This window comes from Streptomyces sp. NPDC096013 (assembly GCF_044763565.1).
Taxonomy (GTDB): domain Bacteria; phylum Actinomycetota; class Actinomycetes; order Streptomycetales; family Streptomycetaceae; genus Streptomyces.
This window is the reverse complement of record NZ_JBIWGK010000015.1, coordinates 21,465-37,866: the sequence shown is the minus strand read 5'-3', so window position 1 is coordinate 37,866 and position 16,402 is coordinate 21,465. Positions and strand designations below refer to the sequence as shown.

Annotated in this window: 14 protein-coding genes; 13 read left to right on the top strand and 1 reads right to left on the bottom strand. The window is 70.7% G+C overall.

The window, feature by feature from the left end; genetic code table 11:
* Window positions 1-83: 83 nt before the first annotated feature.
* From ACIRB1_RS36580 to ACIRB1_RS36555, 6 genes are all read left to right on the top strand, one after another.
* On the top strand, window positions 84-860 hold the full coding sequence (locus ACIRB1_RS36580) for a class I SAM-dependent methyltransferase (RefSeq protein WP_403468659.1): 777 nt from the start codon (window positions 84-86) through the stop codon (window positions 858-860).
* A complete protein-coding gene (locus ACIRB1_RS36575) occupies window positions 857-2,356 on the top strand; it encodes a glycosyltransferase 87 family protein (protein WP_403468543.1) in 1,500 nt (499 codons plus the stop codon). Before ACIRB1_RS36580 ends, ACIRB1_RS36575 begins: the two co-directional genes overlap by 4 nt.
* A gap of 163 nt (window positions 2,357-2,519) precedes the next feature.
* On the top strand, window positions 2,520-3,026 hold the full coding sequence (locus ACIRB1_RS36570; RefSeq protein ID WP_403468542.1) for a SigE family RNA polymerase sigma factor: 507 nt from the start codon (window positions 2,520-2,522) through the stop codon (window positions 3,024-3,026).
* Between the two features lie 17 nt (window positions 3,027-3,043).
* Window positions 3,044-3,367: a hypothetical protein gene (locus tag ACIRB1_RS36565; protein ID WP_352181796.1), complete on the top strand. Its 324-nt coding sequence runs from the start codon at window positions 3,044-3,046 to the stop codon at window positions 3,365-3,367.
* A gap of 95 nt (window positions 3,368-3,462) precedes the next feature.
* The gene (locus tag ACIRB1_RS36560; RefSeq protein WP_403468541.1) at window positions 3,463-5,238 is read left to right on the top strand and encodes a dolichyl-phosphate-mannose--protein mannosyltransferase; all 1,776 of its coding nucleotides are present in this window, start codon (window positions 3,463-3,465) and stop codon (window positions 5,236-5,238) included.
* Window positions 5,239-5,463: 225 nt separating this feature from the next.
* Complete coding sequence (locus ACIRB1_RS36555; protein WP_403468540.1) at window positions 5,464-6,705, top strand: MFS transporter; 1,242 nt, start codon at window positions 5,464-5,466, stop codon at window positions 6,703-6,705.
* Window positions 6,706-6,882: 177 nt separating this feature from the next.
* On the opposite strand, the gene ACIRB1_RS36550 is transcribed toward ACIRB1_RS36555, so the two are convergent.
* Window positions 6,883-7,794 carry a LysR family transcriptional regulator gene (locus tag ACIRB1_RS36550; protein WP_352181793.1) on the bottom strand — a complete coding sequence of 304 codons (912 nt, stop codon included), beginning with the start codon at window positions 7,792-7,794 and terminating at the stop codon, window positions 6,883-6,885.
* Between the two features lie 121 nt (window positions 7,795-7,915).
* On the opposite strand from ACIRB1_RS36550, the gene ACIRB1_RS36545 reads away from it, so the two are divergent.
* The 7 genes from ACIRB1_RS36545 to ACIRB1_RS36515 all read left to right on the top strand — a co-directional run bounded on the left by ACIRB1_RS36545 (window position 7,916) and on the right by ACIRB1_RS36515 (window position 16,188).
* The gene (locus ACIRB1_RS36545) at window positions 7,916-8,899 is read left to right on the top strand and encodes a fumarylacetoacetate hydrolase family protein (RefSeq protein WP_403468539.1); all 984 of its coding nucleotides are present in this window, start codon (window positions 7,916-7,918) and stop codon (window positions 8,897-8,899) included.
* Complete coding sequence (locus ACIRB1_RS36540) at window positions 8,896-9,858, top strand: cyclase family protein (RefSeq protein WP_403468538.1); 963 nt, start codon at window positions 8,896-8,898, stop codon at window positions 9,856-9,858. Before ACIRB1_RS36545 ends, ACIRB1_RS36540 begins: the two co-directional genes overlap by 4 nt.
* A 108-nt stretch (window positions 9,859-9,966) precedes the next feature.
* The gene (locus ACIRB1_RS36535) at window positions 9,967-11,133 is read left to right on the top strand and encodes an FAD-dependent oxidoreductase (protein ID WP_403468537.1); all 1,167 of its coding nucleotides are present in this window, start codon (window positions 9,967-9,969) and stop codon (window positions 11,131-11,133) included.
* Window positions 11,130-12,140: an amidohydrolase family protein gene (locus ACIRB1_RS36530; RefSeq protein WP_403468536.1), complete on the top strand. Its 1,011-nt coding sequence runs from the start codon at window positions 11,130-11,132 to the stop codon at window positions 12,138-12,140. Before ACIRB1_RS36535 ends, ACIRB1_RS36530 begins: the two co-directional genes overlap by 4 nt.
* Window positions 12,141-12,153: 13 nt before the next feature.
* Complete coding sequence (locus ACIRB1_RS36525; RefSeq protein ID WP_403468535.1) at window positions 12,154-13,092, top strand: VOC family protein; 939 nt, start codon at window positions 12,154-12,156, stop codon at window positions 13,090-13,092.
* 24 nt (window positions 13,093-13,116) lie between these two features.
* Window positions 13,117-14,088: a fumarylacetoacetate hydrolase family protein gene (locus tag ACIRB1_RS36520; RefSeq protein WP_403468534.1), complete on the top strand. Its 972-nt coding sequence runs from the start codon at window positions 13,117-13,119 to the stop codon at window positions 14,086-14,088.
* Window positions 14,089-14,193: 105 nt separating this feature from the next.
* Window positions 14,194-16,188 carry a right-handed parallel beta-helix repeat-containing protein gene (locus ACIRB1_RS36515; RefSeq protein WP_352181786.1) on the top strand — a complete coding sequence of 665 codons (1,995 nt, stop codon included), beginning with the start codon at window positions 14,194-14,196 and terminating at the stop codon, window positions 16,186-16,188.
* Window positions 16,189-16,402: the final 214 nt, after the last annotated feature.

Genomic DNA, 16,402 nt, shown 5'->3' with positions numbered 1-16,402 from the left:
GCGGAGGTCGCCCGGTGACCGGTACCGCGACCAGAACCGCCGAATCGACGGCGACCGGACCACTGCCGCTGTCCCTGCACGCGATGCCCGCACGGCTCGCCGCCTCCGCGCTGCCCGCCCGGCCGCTCACTCGTGCGGAACCCGGCGAGCCCTGGGTGGAAGACCCCTATGCCCAGGCCCTGCGCACGGGCCGCGGACCGCTCTATCTGCGCCGCCTGACACCCGGCACCCCAGGGGCGACGGAGCTGCTGCCGCTGGACGTGGAGCATTGGTGCGCGGCCCCCGACGCCGCCGACACCGATATCCTGCGCCGCTGCACCGGACACGTACTGGATGTCGGCTGCGGCCCGGGGCGCCTGGTGGCCGCCTTGGCCGCACACGGAATCCCGGCTCTCGGCGTGGACGTCAGCCCGGCCGCCGTGGCCCGGACCCGGCGTCTCGGCGGGGCCGCCCTGCGCCATTCCGTCTTCGACCGCCTGCCGCGAGAGGGCCGGTGGGACACCATCCTGCTGATGGACGGCAATGTGGGCATCGGTGGCGACCCGGTGACCCTGCTCAGCCGCCTGCACGGTCTGGTCCGCCCTGGCGGCCGACTGCTGGTCGAAGCGGCGGGCGACGACGTGGACGAACGCCTCACCGTCCGCGTCGAGGACGCCCACGGCCGCCACGGCAGGCCCTTCCCTTGGGCCCGTGTCGGCGTGACAGCACTGCTTCATGCCGCTCACGCGACGAGCTGGATGGTCACCGGCCGGTGGATCGCGGGCAGCCGTCCCTTCGTGGAACTCCTCCGGCAGAAGGAACTCCTCACGGCCTACGGCGAGAGCGCCGCCACGTCACTTCCGGCGGGCGTGCGGCCATGACCGACACCGCCACCCACCGTCCACCGGGCTCCGGCTCTTCCACGCCCCCACCCTCGGACACCGCCGCCCCGGCGGGCCGCCGAACGGCCCCTCTGGCCGTCGCCGCCACCGCCGTACTCCTCGCCGCGCTCACTGCCGTCGTCGTGAACACCCTTCACGCGGGCGACAACCACAGCGCGCCCGCCCGTCTCCTGGCCGGATACGCCGTCGCCTGGGCCCTGTTCGCCGCCGCCGTCTGGACCGTCCGCAGGGTTCCGGCCCGGGCCGCGACCGTCCTGGTCCTGCTCGGCGCCGCCGCCGTCGCGGTGGCCGGTCTCGCCGCGCCGCCGCGCACCAGCAACGACATGTACCGATACGCGTGGGACGGCCGTGTCCAGGCGGCCGGAATCTCCCCCTACACCTACCCGCCCGCCGCGCCCGAACTGACCCGCCTGCGGGACGGCTGGCTCTTCCCGACCGAAGGAGCCTGCACCGACTGGGGACTGACACATACCGCCGACGGCCTGTGCATACGGATGAACCGTCCGGCCGTGCCGACCATCTACCCGCCCGTGGCCGAGGGGTGGTACCTGGCCGTGCACGCCGTCTCGCCGCCCGACAGCCGACACAAGCCGCTCCAGGTCGGCGGCGCGGTCCTGGCGTTCGGCACCGCCGTGGCCCTGCTGGTCGTCCTGCGGCGTCGCGGTGATCCGCGGCGGGCCCCGGCGCGGGCCGCCCTGTGGGCGTGGTGTCCGGCTGTCGCCTTCGAGGCGGTCAACAACGCCCACATCGACACCCTTGGCGTGCTGTTCGTCGTACTCGCACTCGGCACCAAGGTCGCCGGCACCCGCCGAGGAGCTTTGCTCGGCCTCGCGATCGCCGTGAAGATCCTGCCCGTGCTGGCCCTGCCCGGCGCCCTGTCGGGGCAGCGCGGTCCGGCGCGCGTCCTGCGCGTCACGGCCTCCGCCGTCGCCGCTGTCGCGCTCGCCTATCTGCCCTACGTCATCGCCTCCGGCACCGGCGTTCTGGGATACCTGCCCGGGTACCTGCACGAGGAGGGCTACGAGTCAGGGAACATCCACCGCTTCGCCCTGCTGCGACTGCTCCTGCCGGACACCGCCGCCGCGGTGACCGCCGCGGCACTGCTGGCGCTGATCGCGCTGTACGTGTGGTGGCGCGGAGACCCGGCCCGCCCCTGGCGCGGCGCCCTGCTGCTGACCGGCACCGCGCTGCTCCTCTTCTCACCCAGCTACCCCTGGTACTCCCTGCTGGTCATCGCCCTCGTGGCGCTGGACGGCCGCTGGGAGTGGCTCACCGTCACCCTCGCCGGCACCGTCCTCTATCTCGCCGGCCGGCTCCTGCCCGGCTTCCCGCTCCAGGCGTGGACGTATGGTGTGGCAGCCGCGGCCGTCACGATCGGCGCCTGTCTGCGTTCTCGTTCGGTACGGGACGCGCTGCGGCGACACCGCGGCGCCGTGCCGTCTGGTCGGGGCTCGGCGATCGCACCATCCCGGTGAGGACAGAAGGCCCGGACCGACGGCGTGACCCACGCCACATTCCGTTGATGCATAGCGGGAGAGGGGCCAGGGCCTTTCACAGGATGTAAGGGCGTGTCCGCGGGTGCGCCGTGGCGTACGCGGTCGATGCCGGGATGCTCGGCAGGGGGCGAGGGGGACGGTGATGGGGCGGTCGCGGACCGATGAGTTCGACCGGTTCGTGGCGGCTCGGTGGCCTGCGTTGCTGCACCTGGCGCGGCTGCTCACCGGTGGGGACCGGCACCGGGCGGAGGATCTGCTCCAGGAGGCGCTGGTCAAGCTCTGGTTCGCCTGGCCGAAAGTGGCTGAGCAGGCACCGGAGGCGTACGTACGCACGATCCTCACCCGCGCCGCGGCCCGGTCGGCGCGGCGCCGCTGGTGGGGAGAGCGCCCTGCGGACCGGCTGCCCGATCAGCCCCAGGCAGGAGACGAGATCGCCGCCGTCGACGAACGGACCCGACTGGAGGCCATGTTGGCGCTGCTGCCGGCACGGCAGCGGGCCGCGGTGGTGCTGCGTTACTACCAGGACCTGCCCGAGCGGCACGTCGCGGAAGTGCTGGGGTGCCCCGTGGGCACCGCCCGTTCCCTCACGGCACGCGGTGTCGCCCGGATGCGGCAACTCCTGGCCGAGACGGTCGAGACGGTCGAGTGAGGAGTGCGGAGACAACCATGGACCCCTTCGAACAGGAATTGGCGCGCATGATGCGCGAGCCGCAGGAGGACACCCGCTTCGAGGACCGGCACCGTCGCCGTCTGGCACTCGGCATCCGTGCCCGGAAACGGGTCCGGACGGCCTGGACCGTCACCGGCTCCGTGGTGACCATGGCCGGGGTCGGACTGCTGGTCCTGCCGGGCGTGTTCGCGCAGGGCGGCCCCGCCGGCCCACAACCGCGCCCGGTGACCTCGGCCGAGTCCGTTCCCGGGCCGTCGACGGTCCGCCCTGCCTCCTCCGCGCACGAAGTGCCGATGCCGCGAGGATCGTCGGCCAGGTAGCGCCCCGGCGAGCTGCGAGCGTCCCGACGGCTGCCTCCTGACCGCTCCCCGTCGTACTCGACGCGGGTCGCACGCACCAGCCCCACCAACCTGTCATGATCTCAACAATCCAGAAAGCGCAGCACGTGACCCATGAACGCGCCTCCGCGCCCGTCGACGAGCCGCGGAAGGCCGCGGTCAGCCGACCCGTGGCCGCGGTCAGCCGACCCTTGGCCTGGGAGCAGCGACTGCGCCGCTTCGGGTACGCCCAGCGTCCGCGTACGTCCGTGTACGAACGTCTCGTCGTGCCGTTCCCCGAACCCGACCCCCGGTTCTGGCGCCTGCTCGGGTTTCCCCCCACCATCGCGTGGCGGCTGGCGCGCTGGTCCGGCTGGGGCGGGCCGCTGCTCGTGACGCTGCTCGCCGGGCTGCCGCGTTTCTGGCGCCTGGGCAGCCCGCGGGCAGTCGTGTTCGACGAGACGTACTACGCCAAGGACTCCTGGTCCTTGCTGCGGCTCGGATACGAGGGCACCTGGCCGAACAGCAAGATCTCCGACCCGCAGATCCTGGCCCATCCGCAGACGATCCCGCTCTCCGACACCGGGGCCTTCGTCGCGCATCCGCCGACAGGCAAGTGGGTGATCGCCCTCGGCGAGTGGGGGTTCGGCCTCAACCCCTTCGGCTGGCGCTTCATGACGGCGGTCCTCGGCACACTGTCGGTGCTGATGCTGTGCCGCACCGGACGCCGGCTCTTCCGTTCGACACCGCTGGGCTGCCTGGCCGGGACGCTGATGGCGTTGGACGGTCTGCACTACGTGATGAGCCGCACGGCCCTGCTCGACCTCGTCGTCATGTTCTTCGTACTGGCGGCGTTCGGATGCCTGCTGATCGACCGGGACAGTGCGCGGGCCCGGCTCGCGGCGGCCCTGCCCGCCGACGACGACGGCCGGGTACGCCCGGACGGACCGACCGGGGACCATGCCGGTACGGGAGCCCGTCCCTGGCGGCTCGCGGCGGGCCTCTTCCTGGGGCTGGCGGCCTCGACCAAGTGGAACGGCCTGTACTTCCTCGCCTTCTTCGTGATCCTCACCGTGCTGTGGGACGTCGGCGCCCGACGAGTCGCGGGGGCATCCCGTCCCTACCGCGCGGTGCTCCGCAAGGACCTCGGCCGGTCGGTGCTGTCCCTGGTCCCGGTCGCCGTCGTGACGTATCTGCTCACGTGGACCGGCTGGTTCCTGTCCGACGACGGCTACGGACGCCACTGGGCGGACGGCCGCGGCGGCACCTGGTCGTGGATACCGGCCCCGCTGCGCAGTCTGTGGCACTACGAGCACGCGGTGTACCAGTTCAACGTGGGGCTGCACACTCCCCACAAGTACCAGTCGAATCCATGGAGTTGGCTCGTCCTCGGCCGCCCGGTGCTGTTCTCCTACGACTCTCCGGAACCCGGGACGGAGGGCTGCCACACGACGGCCGCCTGCACGCGGACGATCCTCGCCCTGGGGACGCCGCTCCTGTGGTGGTCGGCGTGCTGCGCGCTCGTGTACCTGCTGTACCGGTGGGCACTGCGCCGCGACTGGCGCTCGGGGGCCGTCCTGTGTGCCGTGGGGGCGGGCTACCTGCCCTGGTTCCTGTACCAGGACCGGACGATCTTCTCCTTCTACGCGGTCGTCTTCGTGCCGTACCTGAGCCTGGCCGTGACGATGATGCTCGGAGCCCTGATGGGTCCACCGGGCGCGACGGACAAACGCCGCGTACGAGGTGCGGTGACCGCGGGCGTCCTTGTCCTGCTCATCGCCTGGAACTTCATCTACTTCTTCCCGATCTACAGCGACCAGACGATCCCGTATGCCGACTGGCACGCCAGGATGTGGCTCGACAGCTGGATCTGAACTCGGCTGCTCTCGGTGTACGGGCAGCTCATCCATGGTGTGGATGAGCGGGATAGGGCATTCGGATCGCGCGGAGGATGGCGACCGGCCTCCCGGCGACCCATAGTCGTCCCTACCCGCACGCCGCTGTCCGGACCGGCCGGTGTGCGGCCGTCCCCAGCATGCCGTGCGTCTCGGCGCCCGTGTCAGGCATGCCCGCTCCCGTACACCGCCCTCGGAGTCGCCATGCCCGGTTCCCTTCCCTCGCCGTCCCCCACCGCCGTCGACGACGGCGCTCCATCGTCCGTCCCCGTCGCGGGTCCGGCTCATCTGCTGCGCGTGGCCCTGCTGATGGCCGGCAGTTGTCTGCCGATCCTGGGCGCGGTGCTCATCGCTCCGGTGCTCCCGAAGATGCAGGACCACTTCGCGTCCCTCCCCGGAGCCAAGGCGCTGGTCCCGCTCGCGCTGACCGTCCCGGCGCTGGCGCTGGCACTGCTGGCCCCCTTCGCCGGGCTGATCGTCGACCGGCTGGGCCGCAAACGCCTGTTGATCACGGCGACCCTCCTGTACGCCGTGTTCGGCACGGCACCGCTCTGGCTGGACTCCCTGGGGGCGATCATCGTCAGCCGCGCTCTCGTGGGCGTCGCCGAGGCCGCGATCATGACGTGCTGCACGACCCTGATCGGCGACTACTACTCGGGCCGCCGACGGGTGAAGTACCTCGCCCTACAGACCATGTGCGCCTCCGCGTCGGCCACCGCCTTCTTCCTGCTGGGCGGCGCCGCCGGGTCGGCGGGTTGGCGCGTGCCCTTCTGGGTCTACGCCGTGAGCCTGGTTCTCGCCCCGCTGATGGCCACCGTGCTGACCAACCCGGCATCCCGCACGGGCAGCGCGGAAACCTCCCCCGGAGTCGGCCAACCCGCCTTTCCCTGGCGGCCGTTGACCGGAATCTGCGCCCTCACCTTCTTCGGCGCGATGGTCTTCTACACCGTCCCGGTGGAGATGTCGTATCTGCTGGACGACCTGGGGGTGGCGAACTCCGGTGTGATCGGCCTGGCCACCGCGATCGCGAGCGCCGCCACCGTGGGCGGTGCGATCGCCTTCGCGCGTCTCAAGCGTTCGCCGGACCCGATGTTGCCCGGCGTTCTCGCGCTCTGCGCGGTCGGCTTCGGGGTGATGTGCCTCGCGGGGAACGCCCCGTTGCTGGTCGTCGGAGCGGTCGTCAACTGCGTGGGCACCGGCATGCTGCTGCCCGCGCTCCTCACCAGTGCCATGTCCCGGCTGGCGTTCGAGGACCGCGGGCGCGGCACGGGGCTGTGGATGGCGGCCTTCTTCGGCGGCGAGTTCGTCTGCCCGCTGGTGCTGCTCGCCGGGGAGTCGGCGGTGGGGAGTCTGGCAGGCGCGGTCGGGGTACTGGGCGTGGTGACCGCGGCTGTCGCGCTGGGTCTGCGAACGCGGCGCGGACGTACGGCGGGGCGGCCCTCGTAAGTTCGGCGCGGGGAGCCGCTCGACCGGCCGCCGCCGAGCCGCAGCCGCTTCCGCCGGTACCGCGCGTCGGCGTGTGCGTCGGCTTCGCGGCGGCGAGCGCTCTGATCACGGCGGTGACGGGCGCGGGGAGCCGCGCACGAGGAGGCGTAGTCGCACGCTCTATACGGCCCCGCCTCCTCAAGGGGTTGCCGTGAGCGTCGCGCCCACCTCCGCGGCCTTGCGCCTCAGCCAGATGTGCGCGGCGTCCTGCGCATGCACGGGGTGCCACCACATGGCCTCCCGCACCGGCACCGCTTCGAACGGACAGGGCAGGACCCGTACCGCGGCGGAGCGGATGACCCGGCGCGCCAGGCGCTCCTGGATCATCGCGACCCGCCGGGTGCCCTCGACCATGTGGGGCAGCAGTTGGAAGGTCTGCACCGAGACCTCCACCCGGGGGCTGATCCCGATCATGCTGAGCTGCCGGGCGGCCGGGGCGTCGTATGGGCGCTGGTAGACGGCCCAGGGCAGACGGGCCAGCTGGTCGAGGGTGAGTTCGTCGCCGACTTCGGGGTTGTCGTCGGCGACCATGCACAGCCAGCGGTCCTGGTGGAGGTCGACGGCGGGGAAACCGTCGATGATGCCGTGCGGCAGCAGCAGACCGTCGACGGTGCTCAGCACGGTGGCCGTGTTCTCCACCGCCGCCGGCGTCGAGTGCTGGAACGCGAGCCGGATGCCGGGTGCCTCCTGGTGCAGGGCGCGGGCGAGCGCGGAGCCGAAGACGGCGGCGCCGTAGTCGGAGGCGAGCAGGGTGAACACCCGGCTTTCCGCGGCCGGATCGAAGTCGGCCTGGCTGGCGAAGACCCGTTCCAGCAGATCGCAGGCGGTGGCGCTGCGATCCCGCAAAGCCACCCCGAGGGGTGTCAGCTCGTAGACGTTGCCGGTACGGGCGAGCAGTTCGTCGTCGAAGTGACGGCGCAGCCGGGACAGCGCGGCGCTCATCGCGGGCTGGCTGAGCCCGACGCGCTCGCCGGCCCGGGTGACGTTGCGCTCCTCCAGCAGCGCGCGCAGCGCGAGGACCAGGTTGAGGTCGAGTCGGGACAGGTTCACCGGGCACCGCCGATACGAGCAGAAGTCATCCACGCCGTGGATGACGCACATCCACAGGATCTATTTCCGTGATTGACCGGGGGAGGCCACAGTAGACCGCAACCCAGCAGGAGGAAATCTGATGGCAACGCTCGCGCAACCTGCCGGCCCGTTCGCGCTCGGCACGTTCTCCACTCAGGAGGGCGATCCGTTTCCCGGCCTCCTGGCGAAGGAGCGTGTACTCGACCTGAGCAGCACCCTGGACCGGGCGCCGTCCGACCTGCGCGCCGTGGTGGAGCGGTGGGAGGAGACCCTCCCCGTGCTGCGCTCGCTCGTGGACGACGACACCCTGGGCTGGCGGCCCCTGGAGGGCCTGCGCGTGCACGCGCCGATCGAGCCGCGCCAGATCTTCCAGTCCGGCGCCAACTACCGGCAGCACGTGATCGACCTGGAGCTCGCACACCGCTCCCCCGACGACCCGCGCACGGCCGAGGAGGCGCGCGCGGAGATCGCCGCGGTCATGGACCGCCGGGCCGCGGAGGACCTCCCGTACGTGTTCATCGGCCTGCCGAGCGCCGTCACGGGCCCCTACGACGACGTCGTCCTCCCCGCCTGGGCCCGACAGCCGGACTGGGAGCTGGAGTTGGCGGCCGTGATCGCCAAGCCGGCGTACCGGGTCTCTGCCGAGGAAGCCCTCGGATACGTCGCCGGATACACGATCGCCAACGACCTCACCGACCGCGCCACCGTCTTCCGCAAGGACATGAAGGCCATCGGCACCGACTGGCTGCGCAGCAAGAACGCGCCCGGTTTCACCCCGCTCGGCCCGTGGCTCGTCCCGGCCGAGTCCGTCGCGGACCCCGGCGACCTGCGCGTCACCCTCAGGCTGAACGGGGAGACCATGCAGGACGAGTCCACCAAGGACATGCTCTTCGGCGTGGCGCGGCTGGTGTCGTACATCTCCCAGAGCGCCCAACTCCAGCCGGGAGACCTGGTGTTGACCGGCAGCCCGGCCGGCAACGGCATGCACTGGGGGCGGCTGCTGCGCGACGGCGACGTCATGGAGGGCTCCATCACCGGCCTGGGCGTGCAGCACACCCGCTGTGTGGCGGAGGTGTCGGCATGAGCCTGGACCGCAGCGACCCGGAGGGCGCGATCGCCGAGGCCGCCAAGTCGTACTCGAACTGGGGGCGTTGGGGCACGGACGACGTGCTGGGCACCCTCAATTTCCTCGACGAGGCCAAGCGGCGCGAGGGGGCCGCACTGGTCCGACGGGGCGTCAGTTTCTCGCTCTCGCAGTCCTTCGACATGAACGGCCCCCAGAAGGGCTGGCGCCGGCGTACCAACCCGGTGCACACCATGCTCGACACCGGCACCGACGCGGCCCTCGGCAACCAGGGCTTCCCGCATGGCATCGGCGGCGCCGACGACGTGATCGCGATGCCGTTGCAGTGCTCCACGCAGTGGGACGGGCTCGGGCACATCTTCGACCACGGCAAGGCGTGGAACGGCCGGCCGGCCGAGAAGGTCGTCACCTCCGACGGCGACCTCGTCACCGGCATCGAGCATATGGCGCCCCATGTCGCCGGGCGCGCGGTGCTGCTGGACGTCGGCCAAGTCATCGGCGTCGACGGCGAGTTGGCCGACGGCTTCGCGATCACCGAAGAACACCTGACCGCGACCGCCGACGCCCACGGCGTGCGGGTCGGCCGCGGTGACATCGTGCTCGTCCGCACGGGGCGGCTCGCCCGCGCCCGGCGGGAGGGCTGGGGCGAGTACGCGGGCGGACCCGCACCCGGGCTGTCGTTCACCACGGCCGCCTGGCTGCACTCCACCGAGATCGCCGCCATCGCCACCGACACCTGGGGCTTCGAGGTACGGCCGAACGAGTTCGACCACGCCTTCCAGCCGCTGCATCAGGTCGCCATCCCCAACATGGGCCTGCTGATCGGCGAGATGTGGGATCTCGACGCGCTCGCCGCCGACTGCGCCGACGACGGTGTCCACGAGTTCTGGCTCACCGCCGCTCCCCTCCCCATCACCGGGGCGGTCGGTTCCCCCGTGAACCCCCTCGCCGTCAAGTAGCCCGATCCGCCGCGCCGTCAGGAATCCCGTCCGTCCGCACCCCCTGCACGCGAGCCGCACCCCCGCCGCCCGAAGCCGCGCGGCCCAACCCGGGAGGTATCCCCCGACATGGCTGACAGCACAACCCTCCCCCGGCCCCGGGCTGGAGAGACACCACCCACCGTCCTGGTCATCGGCGGGGGCGCCGCGGGAAACGCCATCACCATCCTGCTGCGCCGCGCCGGCATGGACGTGGACCTGATCGAGGCCAGGCCCGACTGGAACGCCACCACCGGCTCGGGCATCACCCTCCAGGGCAACGCACTGCGGGTCCTGCACGAACTCGGCGTCTGGGACCAGGTGAAAGCGTCCGGGTATGCCTTCGGCTCGCTGGGCGTGACCGCCCCGGACGGAACCGTCCTGTTCGAAGCCGAGGACATCCGGACCGGCGGGAAGGACCTGCCTGCGACCCTCGGTATGCAGCGCCCCCAACTCCAGCAGATCCTCATCGACGCGGTCCGCGCCTCCGGCGCGAGCATCCGGCTGGGCACCACCGCCGAGATCCTGTCCCAGAACGCCCATGGCGTCTCGGTGCGTTTCAACGACGGCACGACCGGTGGCTACGACCTGGTGATCGCCGCCGACGGCCTCGGCTCGGCCACTCGCGCCGCGATCGGTATCAGCGACAAGCCCGAGCCGACCGGGATGGCCATCTGGCGCATCGCCGCACCCCGGCCCGCGAGCGTGACCAGGACCGACCTCTCCTACGGCGGCCCCGCCTACATCGCCGGCTACTGCCCCACCGGCGAGAGCACGATCTACGCCTACCTCGTCGAGGCCAACCGCGACCGCGCCGCCATCGATCCGGCCGCCCGCGCCGACGAGATGCGCCGCCTGGCACAGGGTTACGGCGGGGCCTGGCCCGAGATCGCCACGCACATCACCGACCCGAAGAAGGTCAACTACACCTGGTTCGACCGCCTGTTGGTCGAGGGCTCCTGGCACCGGGGCAGGGTGGTCCTGATCGGCGACGCCGCTCACTGCTGTCCGCCCACCATGGCCCAGGGCGCTGCCATGTCGCTGGAGGACGCCCTCGTCCTCGCCGAACTCCTCGGCAGCGGACAGGACTGGGGCGACGGACTGTTCCAGGCCTTCTACGACCGCCGTATCCCCCGGGTCCGCACCGTCGTCGAGGCATCCGTACAGATCGGCCAGTGGCAACTGGACGGCGTGCGCGACGCCGACATGGCCGGGTTGATCAGCCGCACCATGACCCTCCTCAAGGAGCGTCCGTGACCGCCACCGCGTCCTCCGCGCCAACAATCGACATCCACGCCCATCTTCTGCTTCCGGAAGTGGAGGAGGCCGTCGCCGGTGATCCCGGCCTCGCCGGGGCCCGCGCCCTCGACGCCCGCCGCAACGGCCCGGCCGCCCTGGCCGTGAACGGCCCGATGGTCGGCGCGCGCGTGCCGAAACTGACGGACGCCGCTGTCCGCCTGACGGCCATGGACGCGCAGGGCGTGGACATCCAGCTGGTCAGCCCGTCCCCGTCGCACTACCACTACTGGGCCGATCCCCAACTGGCCACAACCGTCTGCCGGTTGGCCAACGGGGGCACTGCGGCACACTGCGCGAAGGCCCCCGACCGGCTGCACGGCCTGGGCCTGGTCCCGCTCCAACACCCGGACCTCGCGGTCAAGTTGCTCGACCACGCCCTGGAGCTGGGACTGCGAGGGGTGGAGATCTCCTCGCACGCGCCCGGCCGCGAACTGTCCGATCCGGCGTACCAGCCCTTCTGGTCACGGGCCGAGGAGACGGGAGCCCTCCTCTTCCTGCACCCCTTCGGCTGCACCCTCGACGAGCGCCTGGACCAGTGGTACCTGTCCAACACCGTCGGCCAGCCCGCCGAGAACGCCGTCGCCCTCTCCCACCTGATCTTCTCCGGTGTCCTGGACCGCCACCCGGGCCTGAAGCTGATCGCGGCGCACGGCGGCGGCTACCTCCCCACCCACATCGGCCGCTCCGACCACGCCTGGCGGGCCCGCCCCGACGCCCACGGCTGCGCACGGGAGCCGAGCAGCTACCTGCGGCAGCTGTACTTCGACTCGCTCGTCCACGACCCGTACGTGCTACGGGAGTTGGTCCGAGCCGCAGGCACCGACCGGGTCCTGCTCGGCTCCGACTTCCCCTTCGACATGGGCACGGACGACCCCGTGGCCGCACTGCGCGCGGCGGATCTGACCGACCACGACTTCCACTCCCTCCGCGGCGCGAACGCCGCGACCCTGCTCAACCTCACCTGAGGAGGAATCCGCCATGAGCAACCGCCTGCTCACCCATCTCCGGCACGTCGACCTCGCCGTGCCCGACTACGACAGCCAGCTCGACTTCTACGCCGGTGTCTGGGGCCTGACCCAGGTCGCCGAGGACTCCGGCATCTCCTTCCTCGCCGCCGAGGGCAGCCCCGAGCAGTACGTCGTACGGCTGCGCAAGGCCGCCGAGAAGCGCCTCGACCTGATCTCCTACGGCGCCGCCTCGGCCGCCGACGTGGACACGCTCGCCGAGCAACTCCTCGCCGGTGGTGTTCAGTTGATCTCCCAGCCGGGCAAGGTGGGCACCCCCGGCGGCGGTTACGGCTTCCGCTTCTTCGACGTCGACGGCCGTACCGTCGAGGTCTCGGCCGACGTGGAGGTCAGGCGGCACCGCAAGATCGAGGAGAAGGAGTCCATCCCGGTCAAGCTCTCGCACGTCGTCCTCAACTCGCCGGACCTGGACAGGACCCGCGCCTGGTACGAGGAGCACCTCGGCTTCCGGCACTCCGACACACTCAGCTCGCCGTACGCCGGTGACGTCATGCACTTCATGCGCATCAGCAACCAGCACCACTCCATGGCCATCGCCAAGGGCCCGCACACCTCCCTGCACCACGTCTCCTTCGAGATGCGCGGCATCGACGAGTACATGCGCGGCTCCGGACGTGTGATCCGGGCCGGCTTCCAGAAGATCTGGGGTCCCGGCCGGCACATGGCGGGCGACAACACCTTCACCTACTTCCTCGACCCACACGGCAACACCGTTGAGTACACGACGGAGTTGGAGGAGCTGGACGAGGACACCTGGCACCCCCACGTCTACGACTTCTCCCGGCCCGAGGTCACCGACCAGTGGGGCACCGCCAACCCGATGAACGAGCTGATCGCCAAGGAGTCCTTCAACGACCCCGATCACGGCGTGTTCGTAGCCCCGCCGGTCTGAACCTTCTCCGGAGCGAGACTCACCATGCGATTCGCCACGTACGAACACAGGGGCCGACCTCAGGTGGCCGTCGTCGAGGAGGACGGCACGCTCTACCCGCTGCCCGGGGTCAGCTCACTGACCGGCCTCCTCGCCGAGGGGGGCGGGCTGCCCGAACTGCTCGACGCGGGCTCCCTTGCTCTCGACGTCCCCGCCGGCCCCCACGTCTCCGACGTACGGCTGCTGCCGCCGCTCCAGCCGCCCACCGTGCGGGACTTCGTCACCTTCGAGGAGCATGTCGAGGGCGTACGACGGTCCGTGGACGGCACCGCCGGTGTGCCCGAGCGGTGGTACGCGGCCCCGACGTTCTACTTCGCCAATCCCTACGCGGTGTACGGCCCGCACGACGACATCCCCGTGCCCCCGGGTTCGAGCGTGCTCGACTTCGAACTCGAGGTCGCCGCCGTCATCGGCACGGAGGGCCGCGACCTCACCCCCGAGCAGGCCCGCGCCCACATCGTCGGCTACACCGTCTTCAACGACTGGTCCGCCCGCGACCTTCAGTCCGCCGAGATGAGGGTCGGCCTCGGCCCGTGCAAGGGCAAGGACACCGCCACCACCCTCGGGCCGTACCTGGTGACCGCCGACGAGTTGGAGGGACACCGCGACGCGGACGGCTTCCTCCGGCTGGCACTGACGGCGGAGGTCAACGGCGAGGTGGTCGGGAAGGACCTTCTCTCCAACATGAGTTGGACCTTCGAGGAGATGGCGGCCTACGCCTCCCGGGGTACCGTCGTCCGCCCCGGAGACGTCCTCGGCTCCGGTACCTGCGGCAACGGCGGCTGCCTCGCCGAGCTGTGGGGTGTCCGAGGCGAGCAGACCCCGGCGCCGCTCACACCCGGAGACACGGTGACACTCACCGTGCAGGGCATCGGGTCCGTCTCCAACACCGTAGTGCGGGGCGTCGACCCCGTTCCGGTCGCCGCCGCTCGGCGTCGCTCCCGGGAAAGGCCCTGACGATTGATCCGATGTCTCTTCGTCGCAGTCATTGACGTCTCATCTCAACACCCCTAATTTGCCAGCATGTTTCCCTCAACCGAACATCCAGGCGCCATCAGACCCATGAAGCGACTTCTCTTATTCATCGGGTCTTACCGGGTTGTCGCGGCCTTCGTCTGCGCCCTCCTGCCCATCGCGGCACTCACCCTGCCCGCGCACGCGGCGACCGCGGTCACCTACTTCGTCTCGCCGAGCGGCAGTGACGACAACGCGGGGACCAGCGCCGCCGCCCCCTTCCGTACGCTCACCAAGGCCCAGGCCGCGGTCCGGGCCATCGACACATCGACATCCGGTCCGATCACCGTGACCCTGGCCGGAGGCGTCTACCGGCTGGCCAAGACGCTGACCTTCACCGCCGCGGACTCAGGCGGCGGTACGGCCGGCACCATCTGGTGGAAAGCGGCAGCCGGTCAGACCCCCGTCATCAGCGGCGGCGTCCACATCACCAACTGGGCCAAAACCAGCGGCGGCAGCAACATCTGGTCCGCCCCGGCGCCCACCGGGCTGGACACCCGGCAGCTCTACGTCAACGGCGTGCGCGCCCAGCGCGCGGCAGGCACCCTTCCGGTGCCGCTGACCCAGACCGCGACCGGATACACGACGGCCTCCGGCGACCCGATGGCCGGCTGGCGCAACCCGTCGGCGATCGAGTTCGTCTACCGCGGCGGCCTCGGACTGTGGACCGAGCCGCGCTGTCCCGTCGCCTCGGTGACGAGTACGGCCATCACCATGGCCCAACCGTGCTGGAACAACTCCACCCAGCGGGTCATGCGTACCGACGACTCCGGCCGCACCTACAACCTGGTCGGCCGCAAGTCCATCACCGAGCAGCCGACAGCGGTGGAGAACGCCTACGAACTCCTCGACAAAGCGGGCGAGTTCTACCTGGACAAGAGCGAGCACCGCTTCTACTACATCCCGCGTTCCGGGGAGAACCTGTCCACCGCGGACGTCGAGGCACCCTCGCTCGACACCCTGGTGGCATCCTCGGGCAAGGCCTCGGACGAGCCGAGCCACGTCGGCTTCCAGGGCATCCAGTTCAGCTACGCGAACTACACGACCTCCAACACCGGCACCGGCTTCTCCGAGATCCAGGCCACCTACCAGGTCACCGGCACCAAGGGCTACGCCACCCAGGGCCTGTGCGACTTCGTGTCCGGCGGCACCTGCCCCTACGGCAACTGGACGAAGATGCCCGGCGCGGTGCGCTTCACCTACGACAAGAGCATCCACTTCGACCACGACTACTTCGTCCACCTCGGCGCGGCCGGCCTGGACCTCGGCGACGGGTCGCAGAACGCCACCGTCACCGCCTGCGTGTTCACCGACATCTCCGGCAACGGCTTGGACCTGGGCGGCGTGGACATCCCCCAGCCGACCAGTGCCGCCCAACACACCAGCGGGATCACCGTCAAAGACAGCCACTTCTACGACACCGCCGCCGAATACCGCGGCGGAATCGCCATCGACGCCGGCTACATCGAGACATCGACGATCACGCACAACCAGATCGACCACGTGCCCTACACAGCGATCTCCATCGGCTGGGGCGGCTGGCCCGACAAGGTGAGCCTGCCGGCACAGCCCAACTACTCGCACAACAACACGATCTCGAACAACCTGATCTACGACCACATGTCGCTGCTCGGCGACGGCGGAGCCGTCTACACGAACGGGATCACCGGCACCTCGATGGCCACCGGTGAACACGTCAGCGGCAACGTGGTCCACGATCAGCTCAACACCTCCGGCGGCCATGTCCTGTACACCGACAACGGCGCCACCTACGTGTCCATCCTCGGCAACGCCGTCTGGAACATCAGCGTCTCGCCCTGGGGCAGCAAACACGGCAACTACACCGCCGGCGACGGCACATACGACCCGACGGACATCGAAGGCAACTACTGGCCGAACGGTCCCGCCGACTACGACAGCAAGGGCGTCGTGATCCAGGACAACCACAACATCACCGACGCGAACCAGGTCCCGTCAAGCATCATCGCGGCAGCCGGCATCGAAGCGCAGTACCAGGGGATCCTTTCCTGGCAGCCCGCCTGACACGAAAGCGTCCCGGCGTGCGCCGCACTGCCCGGATGCGGAAGCGGATGCGAGAGCGGCGCCGTCGCCCGGCGGCCAGGTGTTGTTCTCGCATCCGCGTCCACGCCGGCGAAGCGGAGATCCACGCATGCAGCGCCGAACCGAGCACGCTCTCCCGATCGCAAGGCCGTTCAGCGCAGCTGATCCGCCACCACGGCCCAGACCTCCCTGGCGC